This is a genomic window from Nonomuraea sp. NPDC050022 (assembly GCF_044460705.1).
In the GTDB taxonomy this organism is placed as follows: domain Bacteria; phylum Actinomycetota; class Actinomycetes; order Streptosporangiales; family Streptosporangiaceae; genus Nonomuraea.
The window spans coordinates 364,996-377,666 of the sequence record NZ_JBITKE010000005.1; the positions used below are offsets into that span (position 1 = coordinate 364,996).

The window sequence follows — 12,671 nt, forward strand, 5'->3', positions numbered from 1 at the left end:
GGTCAGCCGAACAGCCGGGCCCCGCACTCCCGCCACTGCCCCTGCCACCGCCCGCCGACCAGCTGGTAAAGGAGCTGTGCCCGATAGGTCTGCTCCTCCGGCGGCCAGGTGTGCGGTAGCCCGGTGCCGCCGACGGCCGTCCACATGGCCTGGCTGAACCCGTACATCCCGTAATAGGGCCCGGCGGGGTTGACCGCCAGCGGGTCGCCGTTCGACATGCACTGAGCCAGCGCCGCCCAGTCGAGCGCCGCCACGGCCGCCGGCACGACCACGGTGTGCGGCGGCGCGGGCGGGCTGACCCTGATGACGGTCCCCTGTGCCGGGAAACTGTCGAGCGGCGGGCGCACCCGGTAGCCGGGTCGCACCGGAATGCGGCGTTGCCTGAGCACCTCGCGGATGGTCCGGCCGGTGGTCGTGGTCGCCATCCGGAGGCCGCCCGCCTCGACGTACACCTCACGCCGCGTGTACACCGAGAGCGACATCCCGGACAGCGGCACATGCTTGGTCGGCGGGGCCGACAGCCGGCCGCCCGCCGGGCTGATGTCGAGCTCGGCCAGCGCGTCGCCCACGTTCGTGGCGGTCACCAGGCGACGGGTGGTGCGCCCGTCGAGGGTCAGCGTGATCGGGCGGGCGTGGCGTACCACGATCCGCGTTCCGTCGGCGATCTCCTCCTGTCCGGCCGGGCGTACGGAGTCGCCGAACCCCACCGAAACCCCTGCCTCGCCGAGGAGTTCCTGCACCGAGCCGGCGAAGCTGCGCAGCGCCATCGGCTTGCCGTCGACGACCAGCACCACGCTCTTGACCAGCGCCGCGACGGTCCCGATGCCGCCCACGGCCACAACCGCGAGCAGGCAGATCACCGGTGTCCACGGTGATCGCCAGGCAATACGAGGGCGCGGGGCGCGCCTCTTTCCGCGCACGGACTACCTCCGGTAGTGGCTTCGGGCGGCACGACGCTAGTGGCGCCCGCGCCGCCGCCTCTACCGGTTCACGGAAAGATGGTCACCACTCTCCGAAGACCGTGACTCCATTGACACTGATGGCCTCGCACAGCTCATCCGGATGGACCCCCTTGACCTCCGCGAGACAGCGCAGAGTGAGGGGAATGAGGTAGGGCGCGTTGGGCTTGCCCCGATAGGGCACCGGCGGCAGGTAGGGGGCGTCGGTCTCGACGAGCATGAGCTCCGTCGGCGCCACCCGTGCCGCCTCGCGCAGGTAGGAGGCGTTCTTGTAGGTAACCGGCCCGGAAAAAGACATGAAATATCCGGCTTCGGCGCACTTTTTGGCCATTTCGGGGTCGCCCGAGAAGCTGTGGAACACCACCACCGGCGGCGCACCCACCTCGGCCAGCACCTTCAGCACGTCGTCGTGCGCGTCACGGTCGTGGATGACCAGCGCCTTACCGGTGCGCTTGGCGATCTCGATGTGCGCACGGAAGCTCGCGTGCTGGTCCTCTTTGGTCGCCCAGTCGCGGTAGTAGTCGAGCCCGGTCTCCCCCACCGCCCGCACCTCGTCGCGCCCGGCAAGCGCCTCGATCTCGGCCAGCGTCTCGGGCGTGGCCGCGTGCGCCTCGTTGGGGTGGATGGCGACGCCAGCGTAGATCCCCTCGTGCTCGGCCGCCGCCTCGGCGTTCCACCGGGAGGAGGGCAGGTCGTAGCCGATCGTGACGAGCCGGGTCACGCCGACGGCACGCGAGTCGTCAAGGATGCTCCGTACGCTCGCCGAAGCCGCCTGCGCCGCCTGTGCCACGGGATCGCCCGAGGACGCCTGCCGGTTGCCGACCATGATGTCGAGGTGGCAGTGACTGTCGAACACCGGTGCGGACAGGGGCTCGGGCGGGCTGGGAATCTTGCTCACGCCCTCTAAAGTAACGTCCATGCGCTTCGGCATTCTCGGCAGCACCCGTGCCTGGCGCGCGGACGGCGCAGAGGTGCCACTCGGCGGCCGGTCCCGGCGAGCACTGCTGGCCCTGCTGCTCATCCGGCCCGGCGAGGTCGTCCCCTATGACCGGCTCATCGACGTCCTGTACGGCGAGCAGCCGCCCAAGAACGCCCAGCACGCCCTGCACTCCCAGGTGTCGAGGCTGCGCGGCGACGGCATCATGGTCGAGCGGGCGGCCACGGGCTACCGGCTGGCCGTCGATCCCGGCGACGTCGACGCGCACCGGTTCCTGCGGCTGGCCGAGGAGGGGCGGCAGGCGCTCGACATCGATCCCGGCCGGGCCGCCGCGTTGCTGGGCGAGGCGCTGTCCCTGTGGCGCGGCCCCGCGCTCGCCGACCTCGACGCGACGCACGCCGTACCCCTCGAAGAGCGGCACCTGGCCGCCCAGGAGGACCGGATCGAGGCCGACCTGCGGCGCGGCGCACAGCGGGCGGCGATCCCGGAGCTCGGCGAGCTGATCGACCGCCACCCGCTGCGCGAGCGGCTACGCGGCCAGCTCATGCGGGCGCTCAGCGCGGACGGCCGGCCGGCCGAGGCACTGGTCGCCTACGAGCAGGCCAGGCGGCTGCTGGCCGACGAGCTGGGCACCGATCCCTCGCCCGAGCTGTCCGGACTACACCAGCGCCTGCTACGCGGCGAACTCGCCCACCTGGCCCCGCCCAGCGCGCAGACCACACCCGCACAGCCCGCCGCCCGACCAGCCGAGCAGCGGCTGACCGAACAGGGGCCGATTGGACAGGGGCCGACTGGACAGGGGTGGGCCGAACAAAACGGCAGGTCGGGGATACCGGCCCGGCTAACCACGTTGGTCGGCCGAGCCTACGACCTGGCCGCGGTCGACACACTGCTCGACTCAGCCCGCCTGGTGACGCTGCTGGGGCCGGGCGGCGCGGGCAAGACGCGGCTGGCGGTCGAGGTCGCCGGGCGGCGCCCCGACGCCTGCCTCGCCGAGCTGGCCGCCCTCACCGAGGGCGCCGACCTCCCGCGCGCGCTGCTCGCGGCACTGGGCATCCGCGAAGGCGGGCTGCTCGGCCCCCGGTCCACCGCCTCCGACGACTTCTTCAGCCGGCTGGTCACCGTACTGGCCGACCGGCCGTTGCTGCTGGTCCTGGACAACTGCGAGCACCTGATCGCGGACACCGCCGCGCTGGCCGAACGGCTGCTCGAAGCCTGTCCCCACCTGCGCGTCCTGGCGACCAGCCGCGAGCCGCTGGGCATCACGGCCGAGCACCTCTGGCCGGTTCGCCCGCTGGCCGAGGCGGACGCTGTCCGGCTGTTCACCGACCGGGCGAAGGCGGTTCGACCGGATTTCGTGGCTGACGAGGCGGTCGGCGAGATCTGCGCGGCGGTCGACGGCCTGCCGCTGGCCATCGAGTTGGCCGCCGCCCGCGTACGCACGCATGAGACCCGCGAGCTGGCCCGACGCCTCGGCACCGACCGTTTCAAGCTGCTGTCGCGCGGCAGCCGCACCGCCGACGCCCGGCACCAGACGCTGCGCGCGGTCGTCGCCTGGAGCTGGGAGCTGCTCACCGAGGGCGAACGCGCGATGGCCGCGCGGCTCACGGTGTTCGCGGGCGGCGCGACGGCCGGGGCCGCCGCCGAGGTGTGCGGCCTGCCCGACGCCGAGGACCTGCTCGACTCGCTCGCCGACAAGTCACTGGTGACCGTCACGGACGGCCGCTACGGCATGCTGGAGACCATCCGCGCCTTCTGCGCGGAAGAACTGACCGGCGAACCTTCCGTACGGCGTGCGCACGCGAGCTACTTCCTCGCCCTCGCCGAGCGGGCCGACCCGCACCTGCGCGCGGCCGAGCAGCTCGCCTGGCTGGAGTCGCTGTCCGCCGAGCACGACAACCTCCGGACGGCCCTGAGCTGGGCGGCCGAGGCGGGCGATGTGCGGCTCGGCATGCGGCTGCTGGCGGCGCAGTCCACCTACCTGTGGATGCGCGGGATGCGCGGCACGGCCACGGCTCCGGCCATTGAATTGCTCAACCAGGCGGAGCCGGATCCGGACCTCGGCGACGCGTACGTGCTCTGCCTGCTGACCACGGCCAGCGACGAAGCGGCCGGCGAGCTGTGGACCCGCCACTCCGCCGTGGCCGACGCGATCGTGTCGACGGGCGAGGGGGCACGCGAGTATCCCATTCTCACGTTCCTGTGGCCGATGATCACGTCAGCCATGCACGCGCCCGAGGCGACGCTCGCGGTGATCTCCAGGGCCGCGCACAGCCCTGACCCGTGGGAACGCGCGATGTCCCGGTTCATGTGGGCCTATTCGCTGATGGCCCGGGGCGAGCACGCCCAGGCGCAGGCCGATCTGGTCTCGGCGCTCGACGACCTGCGCGCGCTCGGCGACCGGTGGGGCTCGATGCTCGCGCTCGACGCGCTGGCCATGATGGCGGGCATGCACGGCAGCCGGGAGGTCGCGCTGGCCCACACCGACGAGGCGATCGCGCTGGCCGAGGAGCTGGGCGCGACCGAGGACCTGGCCGATCTGCTGTGCAACCGGGGCGACCTCAACCTGCGCGCCGGGCCGGCCGCCGCCAGGGCCGACTACGAGCGGGCCGCCGAGCTGGCCCGGCGCGTGGGCGTGCCGACGAACGTTGCCTCCGCGCTGCGCGGGCTCGGCGACCTGGCGCTGGAGGAGGGCGACCTGGTCAGGGCCCGGGAGCTCTACGAGGGGGCGCTGCGGCGCTCGGATCCCGGGTGGCTCAGGAGCACCGGCAACAGGGTCCGGATCCTGCTCGGGCTGGGCCGCCTCGCGGAGGCCGCCGGCGACCGCGACACGGCCAGGGCCTCATACCGGCAGGCCGTGGAGGTCGCGGTCGCGACGGGCCCGGCGCCGGAGAGCGCCGGCGCGTTCGAGTCGCTCGCCCGGCTCGCACTCACCGACCTCGGCGCGGGCGACAGACGACCCGACCTCAGCACGGGCGACAGGCGACCCGACCTCAGCACGGGCGACAGGCGACCCGACCTCAGCGCGGGCGACGGGCAGCCCGGCCCTGGCGACTCGCGAGCGGCCACTGGCGGCGCGTGGATGGCCGCCAAGCTGCTGGGGGCCGCCACCGTGATGCTCGGCGGGACCCATCCCGTGACCCCCGCCGCCGCGGACGTCTCCGCCCGCGCGCGGGCCATCCTGGGCGAGGAGGCATACGAGCGGGCCTGGACCGAGGGCGCGACGCTCACCCACGCCCAAGCGGCCCTCCTGGCGGGCGTGTCCGAGGCGGCGATCGCCGCCTCACCGTTGCGACTGATCAGCGCTCTGCCCGGTGAGCTCGGGGTGAGCCCGCGGTGAGCGCGCCCGGCGAAGCTCGTCGGCATGGACATCCTGATCTCCGGCGCCAGCGTCGCCGGCCCCGCCCTGGCCTACTGGCTGAACCGCTCCGGACACTCCACCACGATCGTCGAGCGGGCGCCCGCCCTGCGCGAGGGCGGCTACTCCGTCGACTTCCGCGGCGACGTCCACCTGACCGTGCTCCGCAAGATGGGCATACTCGGCGAAATCCAGCGGCAGCAGACCAACATGGGCGCCATGTGGAACGTCAACGAGGCGGGCAAGAAGCTGAGCGCCCTGCCGGCCGACCTGTTCGCCGGCGACGTCGAGATCCTGCGCGGCGACCTGGCCAAGATCCTCTATGAGCTCACCAGGGACCGCACCGAGTACATCTTCCACGACTCCATCGCCGCGCTCGACGAGGACGCCGACGGTGTCACGGTCACGTTCGAGCGGGGTCCGAGCAGGCGCTTCGACCTGGTGGTCGGCGCCGACGGCCTGCATTCGAAGGTGCGTGAGCTGGCCTTCGGCCCCGAAGGGGAGTTCATCTCGTACCTGGGCCTGTACTGCGCGGTCTTCACGACGGAGAACTTCCTCGGCCTCGACCACAGCGGCCACGCCTACAACACACCGGGCAAGATGGTCGCCCTCTACAGCTCCAGGCAGAACACCGAGGCCAAGGCCATGTTCTGGTTCGGCTCGCCGGAGCTGACCTATGACCGCCACGACACCCGCCGGCAGCAGGAACTGCTGGAACGGGCGATGGCGGGTGTCGGCTGGGAGGCTCCCCGGCTGCTGCGCGACATGCGGCGGGCCGACGACTTCTACTTCGACGCCATCGCCCAGGTGCGCATGGACCGCTGGTCACACGGCCGAATCGTGCTGCTCGGCGACGCCGCCTGGTGCCCCTCGCCGCTGTCGGGCATGGGCACCGGGCTCGCCATGGTGGGCGCGTACGTGCTCGCGGGCGAGCTGGCGGCGGCCCGCGACCATCGGACCGCCTTCGCCGGGTACGAGGCGGCCATGCGCGACTACGTCCTCACCTGCCAGAAGTCCGGCGAGGGGGTCAGCAAGTTCATGGTGCCGGAGACCAGGTTCATGCGGTGGTTCATGAACCAGAACTACAAGCTGATGCCATATCTGCCCTTTACCGGGCTGATGGCGCGGACCGCACGAAAGACGGCCAGCGCCATCACGCTCAAGGACTATGACCTCAGTCGGCCAGCCGGGCCAGCTCCTCGTCCACGACCTTCGGGTCGAGCTTCTTGAACAGCGGCACGGGCGGCGCGAGCGGCGTGCCCGGCTTGATCTGCCGGTGCTCCCACTGGGCCGCCCCGTTGTAGTCGCCGGTGATCACCGGGTAGGGGGTGCCGCCGTCCTCGTCGACGTCGTGCATCTCCGGCATGCCGGACCAGACGCCCTCGCCACCGAGCATCGCGTGGACCTTGTTGGACGAGCCGGGCAGGAACGGCGTGAGCATCGTCTTGGCGTCGTCGACCACCTGGAGGGCGACGTGCAGGATCGACTTCTGCCGCTCCGCGTCGTCCTTGAGCTTCCACGGCTCCTGCTCGGCCAGGTAGCGGTTGGCGTCGCGGACCACGTCGAACGCCTCGGTGATGGCGTTCTTGAACCGCGAGCGGTTGAGCTCCGCCCCGACGGGCCCGAAGGCGTTGCGCGAGCGCTCCAGCAGCGCCCGGTCGGCGTCGGTCAGCTCACCGGCCTCGGGGATCGAGCCGAAGTTCTTGGCCGCCATGGAGATCGACCGGTTGACCAGGTTGCCCCACGCGGCGACGAGTTCGCCGTTGTTGCGGTTGACGAACTCCTGCCAGGTGAAGTCGGTGTCCTGGTTTTCCGGACCGGCCACGGCGATGTAGTAGCGCAGCGCGTCGGCGTCGTAGCGGGCCAGGAAGTCGCGGACGTAGATGACGACCTGCCGCGAGGAGGAGAACTTCTTGCCCTCCATGGTCAGGAACTCGCTGGAGACCACCTCGGACGGCACGTTGAGCGCGCCCAGCGCCCCCGGCGAGCCGCCCCTGGCGCCCTGGCCGCTGTAGCCGAACAGCATCGCGGGCCAGATCTCGGCGTGGAAGACGATGTTGTCCTTGCCCATGAAGTAATAGCCACGGGCGTCGGGATTCTGCCACCACTGGCGCCACGCGTCGGGGTCGCCGGAACGCTTGGCCCACTCGATGGAGGCGGACAGGTATCCGATGACGGCGTCGAACCAGACGTAGAGCCGCTTGTTGGGCTGGTCGCGCCAGCCGTCGAGCGGGATCGGCACGCCCCAGTCGAGGTCGCGGCTGATCGCCCGCGGCTGCAGGTCACCGAGCAGGTTGAGGGCGAACTTGAGCACGTTGGGCCGCCACTCGCCCTGCTTGGACTGCAGGTAGGAGCCGAGCACCTCGGCGAAGGCGGGCAGGTCGAGCATGAAGTGCTCGGTCTCGGTGAAGATCGGCGTCTCGCCGTTGATCCGGCTCTTGGGGTTGATGAGCTGGATCGGGTCGAGCTGGTTGCCGCAGTTGTCGCACTGGTCGCCGCGGGCACCGTCGTAGCCGCAGATAGGGCAGGTGCCCTCGATGTAACGGTCGGGCAGGGTGCGTCCGGTGGACGGGGAGATCGCGCCCATCGTGGTCTTGGGGAAGATGTAGCCGTTGTCGTAGAGGCCCTTGAAGATCGCCTGCGTGACGGCGTAGTGATTCTTCGTCGTCGTGCGGGTGAACAGGTCGTAGGACAGCCCCAGGCCGGTCAGGTCTTCGGCGATCACCCGGTTGTAGCGGTCGGCGAGCTCGCGGGCGGTCACGCCCTCCTTGTCGGCCTGCACCTGGATGGGCGTGCCGTGCTCGTCGGTGCCGGACACCATCAGCACCTTGTTGCCCGCCATCCGCTGGTAGCGGCTGAAGACGTCGGACGGCACGCCGAATCCGGATACGTGCCCGATGTGGCGAGGGCCGTTAGCGTACGGCCACGCTACGGCGGTCAAGATGTGCTGGGACATAGGGCCAAGCCTACGGTGCGACCACGGTCGCCTCGTACCGAACACCGGCACGAGGCGGATGATCAACGCGTCTTGGACTCCTCGCGGGACACGGCCTCGGCCGCCTCCTCGGCCACCTTGGCGGCGGCGTCGATCGAGCTCTCGCGGGTGCGGCGGATGCCCAGGATGCTGATGAAAAGCGCCGCGAAGATGGTCTGGAAACTCATGATGAGCGCCGTCGCGGAGGGCACGACGATGCGCAGCGACTCGCGCGGGTCGAGCGAGCCGAAGCTGCGGACCTGCCAGTGCACCAGCGACATCACCAGGCCGACGAGACCGGCCAGGGCCAGCAACCCGCCGACCACCAGGCCCTTCTCCAGGGTGACGATGTCGATGAGCCTGCGCACGCGTGGCGACTCGGGCAGGAAGCCCTCCTCGGCCGCGTAGACCTTGGTGAACAGCGCGAACAACGCCGCCTGGAAGCCGATCACCACCGCCGCCGACGCGCCGACCAGGGTGTCGACGTCGAAGGCCAGCTCACCGATCTCGACCGGGCCGAACGTCAGCGCCGTGCCCGCGACCAGGCCGATGATCATCAGCAGGATGCCGGGATAGAAGAACAGCCACTTGGGGCTGTACAGCAGCAGGAAGCGCAGGTGGCGCCAGCCGTCACGCCAGGAGCGCAGGTGCGGCGGCCGGGAGCGGCCGTCGGGCGACAGCGTGGTGGGCACCTCACGCACGTCGAGGCCGGACAGGGTGGAGCGGACGACCATCTCGGAGGCGAACTCCATGCCGCCCGTCTGCAGCTGGAGCCGCAGGATCGAGTCGCGCCTGAACCCGCGCAGGCCGCAGTGGAAGTCGCCGATGGCCGACGGGAAGAACAGCCGGCCGATGAACGACAGCACCGGGTTGCCCAGGTAGCGGTGGAGCGGAGGCATGGCGCCGGGGGCGATGCCTCCCTTGAACCGGTTGCCCATCACGAGATCGGCACCGTCGCGCAGTTGTTCGACGAATGGGAGCAACGAGGTGAAGTCGTAGGAGTCGTCGGCGTCGCCCATCATGACGTATTTGCCACGCGCGGCACGGATGCCGCCCATGAGGGCGTTGCCGTAACCCTTCTCATCGATGTGGACGACACGCGCACCGGCGTCACGGGCGAGCTGCTGCGAGCCGTCCGTGCTGCCGTTGTCGGCGATCAGGACCTCGCCCTCGATGCCGTGCTCTTCCATGCACGCCAGTGCCTTGCGCACACAGACTTCCACGGTCTCCGCCTCGTTGAGGCAGGGCATGACCACCGTCAGTTCCACGTCTCAACCCTTCAGTTAAGGCTCTTCCAGCCCACCATCATGCCCTGTGCCCGAGGATGGTCGGGTCAAGTCCTAAAAACGACTGGCATTCTTTACAGCATGGTGAGCGCTGCGGAGATGACCCCTGTGGACCCCTCCGCCCCTGGCCGGATAGCGCGCGCATGGGCGTTCGTCGGCCGTCATCGGGTGTTCGCCGCCGCATTCGCCATTGGCGGGGTGCTGCGGCTGATAACCATGCTCGGCTACGGCCCGGCGATGTGGTTCAACGACTCTTACGAGTACGTATCCGTGGCGCTGCACCCCCGGCCGCACCCGATCCGGCCCGACGGTTACGGATTCTGGCTGCTGCTGCTCAAGCCGTTCCACAGTTTCACCCTCGTGACCATGTCCCAGCACCTGATGGGCCTGGCCACGGGCGCGCTCATCTATGCGCTGGTGCGCGCGAAGTTCGGGCTGCCGAAGTGGGGGGCGACGCTGGCGGCCGTCCCGGTGCTGTTCGACGCCTACCAGATCCAGCTCGAACAGCTCATCATGTCCGACACGCTGTTCACGCTGCTGGTCGTGGGCGTGATCACGATCGTTCTGTGGAACCGGCGGATGTCGTGGAAGCTGGGCGTCGTCGTCGGGCTGCTGCTCGCGCTCACCGCGCTCACCCGCTCGATCGGCCTGCCGATCCTCGCCCTGGTCGTCGCCTATCTGCTCATCAAGCGGACCGGGTGGAAGGCGATCGTGGCCGTGATCATGGCCTGCGCGGTCCCGGTCCTCGCCTACATGGGGTGGTTCTCAACAAACTTCGGTAAATTCGCGATGACCAACAGCGACGGGCTCATCCTTTACATGCGCACGGCGATTTTCGCCGATTGCAACAAGATGCATATCGACAAATATCGGGAGCTCCAGATGCTGCTCCTGTGCATCAACGATCCGGTCAATCAGCGCAAGGACTACGCGCAGTGGTATCTCTGGGGCCAGGGCAACGGCGACGGCCAGGGCACGGGTGAGGTGCTGCACCGCTGGGGCGCGGGCAAGAAGTTCACCGACATCACCAACGAGGCCGCCAGCGCGTTCGCCACGCGGGCGATCACCTCGCAGCCCGGCGACTACCTGAAGGTCGTGGCGCGCGACTTCTTCCGCGCCTTCAACTGGGGCCGGCCGCGCTTCCCGGACGAGAAGACGTACAACATGTATCGCTTCATCCCGTTCTACGAGCTGGATGACAGCGGCAACCCCAAGCGACTGCCCCAGTGGCCCTCCTATCAGGGCCGTACGGACACCGACGCCTACACCTACGAGCAGGGCCCGCCCGAGACGAAGATCGTCGCGCCCTTCGCGCAGATCATGAGCGGCTACCAGCAGGTGGTCTACCTGCCCGGCATCGTGCTGGGCGGCGTGATGCTGATCGGCCTGTACGGCACGGTGGTCCGCTGGCGCCGGTTCGGCGGGCCGGTGATCCTGCCCTGGCTCGGGGCGTTCGGCCTGCTGCTCGCGCCCGCCGCGACGGCGGAGTTCGACTACCGCTACGTCCTGCCGGCGGTCCCCCTGGCCTGCATCGCCGCGGCGATCACGCTGCGCCGCGGCGTCACTTTGGCGCGGGTACGACCCAAGCCCGCGTCAGCATCCGAGCCCACCACTGTGCCTGCGTGAGCGTCTCGGCGACCAGCACCGGGTAGAGCCACCAGAAGTTGATCAGGACGATCAGCGTGAACGCCCCCACGACCGCGGCCCCCACCGCCCGGCGCGCGGGTGGGGCGCTCTCCTTCCCGATCACCAGCCCCGCGACCAGGACGAGCGCCAGCACCATGAACGGCACCACGGGGATCATGTAGAAGAGATACATCGTCCGCTGGTCGGCGATGGCGTAGTAGAACCACGGCAGCCAGCCGGCGGCGAAGGTCAGCAGCACCGCCCCGGCCCGCCAGTCGCGCGTGGCGACGTACCAGGCGATGAGTCCCAGCAGGGCGAGCATGGCGGCGTACCAGAGGGCGGGCGTGCCCACCCCGAGCACCGCCTGCGAGCACTTGTCCGCCCCGCACGCCGAAGGCGGCAGGTCCGTCGGGTAGAAGAAGGAGACCGGCCGGAACAGGGCCGGCCACGTCCACGGATCCGACATGTACGGGTGATAGTCGTGCAGCCCGGTGTGGTAGCCGAGCACCTGCACCTGGTACTTCAGCCACGATCGCACCGAGTCGACGACGAAGAACAGCGGCCCCGACGAAGTCGCCTGGTCCCAGTTGCGCCCGTAGCCGCCCGCGGTGACGAACCAGCCCGCCCACGAGGCCACGAAGGTCAGCGCGGGCACCAGCCCGAGCGCGGCCAGCCCAGACGGCACGTCCTTGGCGAAGGCGCCGGAGTAGGGATTGCGCAGCCCGACGGCCCGCCTGGCCCCCATGTCCCACAGCAGGCTCATGACCGCGAACGCGACCAGGAAGAACACCCCTGACCACTTCACCGCGCAGGCCGCCCCCAGGCAGAGGCCCGCGGCGATCCGCCACGGCCGCAGACCGAGCGGTGGCCCGGTCGGGGTGAGCGGCGAGTTGTCGTACCAGTCGGCCAGCCGTTGCCGTGACCAGTCGCGGTCGACCACCAGGCAGGCGAACCCGGCCAGCACCCAGAACATCAGGAAGATGTCCAGCAGCGCCGTACGCGACAGCACCAGGTGCAGGCCGTCCAGCGAGAGCAGCAGCCCGCCCAGGCAGCCCAGCATCGTCGAGCGAGTCATCCGCCGCGCCAGCCGGGCCAGGATGAGGATCGACAGCGTCCCGACCACGGCCGCGGCGAACCGCCAGCCGAACGGGTTCACGCCGAACAGCCACTCCCCCAGCCCGATCATCCACTTGCCCAGCGGCGGGTGGGCGACGAACGAGGCGCAGTCGGTCGTGTTCGGGCAGTGCTTGAAAATGTCGAGGTTGCCGGCCATCAGCCGGTGGTCGGCCTCGGGGTTCTTGGAGTCGCCCAGCGTGACCCGCTCGACGCCGAACCTGAGCAGCGAGTAGGCGTCCTTGAGGTAGTACGTCTCGTCGAAGACGATGGCCCTCGGCTCGCTTAATCTGACGAATCTCAGTATTCCGCCGAAGAGGGCGACCGCGATCGGCCCCAGCCACCCCCAGAGGGCGCCCCCTTGCATGGGCGGGACCAGCCGCTGTGCGGAAATCCCCCATTTCTTCACGATGCGCAC

General features: G+C 70.0%; 8 protein-coding genes. 3 read left to right on the forward strand and 5 right to left on the reverse strand.

Annotation, left to right across the window (positions count from 1 at the left end):
* Positions 1-2 precede the first annotated feature (2 nt).
* Positions 3-860 (reverse strand): ubiquitin-like domain-containing protein, encoded by an 858-nt coding sequence (locus tag ACIBO2_RS23180; protein ID WP_358541784.1) that lies wholly within the window; start codon positions 858-860, stop codon positions 3-5.
* A 142-nt stretch (positions 861-1,002) separates the two neighbouring features.
* A complete protein-coding gene (locus tag ACIBO2_RS23185) occupies positions 1,003-1,857 on the reverse strand; it encodes a TatD family hydrolase (protein ID WP_358541787.1) in 855 nt (284 codons plus the stop codon).
* Positions 1,858-1,876: 19 nt separating this feature from the next.
* Between ACIBO2_RS23185 and ACIBO2_RS23190 the strand changes: the two genes are divergently transcribed.
* Positions 1,877-5,236: a BTAD domain-containing putative transcriptional regulator gene (locus ACIBO2_RS23190; RefSeq protein WP_397299013.1), complete on the forward strand. Its 3,360-nt coding sequence runs from the start codon at positions 1,877-1,879 to the stop codon at positions 5,234-5,236.
* Between the two features lie 24 nt (positions 5,237-5,260).
* Positions 5,261-6,484, forward strand: coding sequence for an FAD-dependent monooxygenase (locus ACIBO2_RS23195; protein ID WP_397299016.1), 1,224 nt, complete (start codon positions 5,261-5,263; stop codon positions 6,482-6,484).
* Here ACIBO2_RS23195 and metG read toward each other — a convergent pair.
* Positions 6,429-8,210 (reverse strand): methionine--tRNA ligase, encoded by a 1,782-nt coding sequence (gene metG / locus ACIBO2_RS23200; protein WP_397299018.1) that lies wholly within the window; start codon positions 8,208-8,210, stop codon positions 6,429-6,431. The genes ACIBO2_RS23195 and metG overlap by 56 nt on opposite strands.
* A gap of 62 nt (positions 8,211-8,272) precedes the next feature.
* Positions 8,273-9,496 carry a glycosyltransferase family 2 protein gene (locus ACIBO2_RS23205; protein ID WP_358541794.1) on the reverse strand — a complete coding sequence of 408 codons (1,224 nt, stop codon included), beginning with the start codon at positions 9,494-9,496 and terminating at the stop codon, positions 8,273-8,275.
* A 99-nt stretch (positions 9,497-9,595) separates the two neighbouring features.
* Here ACIBO2_RS23205 and ACIBO2_RS23210 point away from each other — a divergent pair, with 99 nt between their 5' ends.
* A complete protein-coding gene (locus tag ACIBO2_RS23210) occupies positions 9,596-11,140 on the forward strand; it encodes a hypothetical protein (protein ID WP_358541796.1) in 1,545 nt (514 codons plus the stop codon).
* Here the strand turns inward: ACIBO2_RS23210 and ACIBO2_RS23215 are convergent.
* Positions 11,076-12,662 carry a dolichyl-phosphate-mannose--protein mannosyltransferase gene (locus tag ACIBO2_RS23215; protein WP_397299022.1) on the reverse strand — a complete coding sequence of 529 codons (1,587 nt, stop codon included), beginning with the start codon at positions 12,660-12,662 and terminating at the stop codon, positions 11,076-11,078. The genes ACIBO2_RS23210 and ACIBO2_RS23215 overlap by 65 nt on opposite strands.
* Between the last annotated feature and the right edge of the window lie 9 nt (positions 12,663-12,671).

Coding starts and splice junctions, on each gene's coding strand:
- ACIBO2_RS23190 (WP_397299013.1), top strand. CDS start 1,877: ATGCGCTTCGGCATTCTCGGCAGCACCCGTGCCTGGCGCGCGGACGGC.
- ACIBO2_RS23195 (WP_397299016.1), top strand. CDS start 5,261: ATGGACATCCTGATCTCCGGCGCCAGCGTCGCCGGCCCCGCCCTGGCC.
- metG (WP_397299018.1), bottom strand. CDS start 8,210: ATGTCCCAGCACATCTTGACCGCCGTAGCGTGGCCGTACGCTAACGGC.
- ACIBO2_RS23210 (WP_358541796.1), top strand. CDS start 9,596: ATGGTGAGCGCTGCGGAGATGACCCCTGTGGACCCCTCCGCCCCTGGC.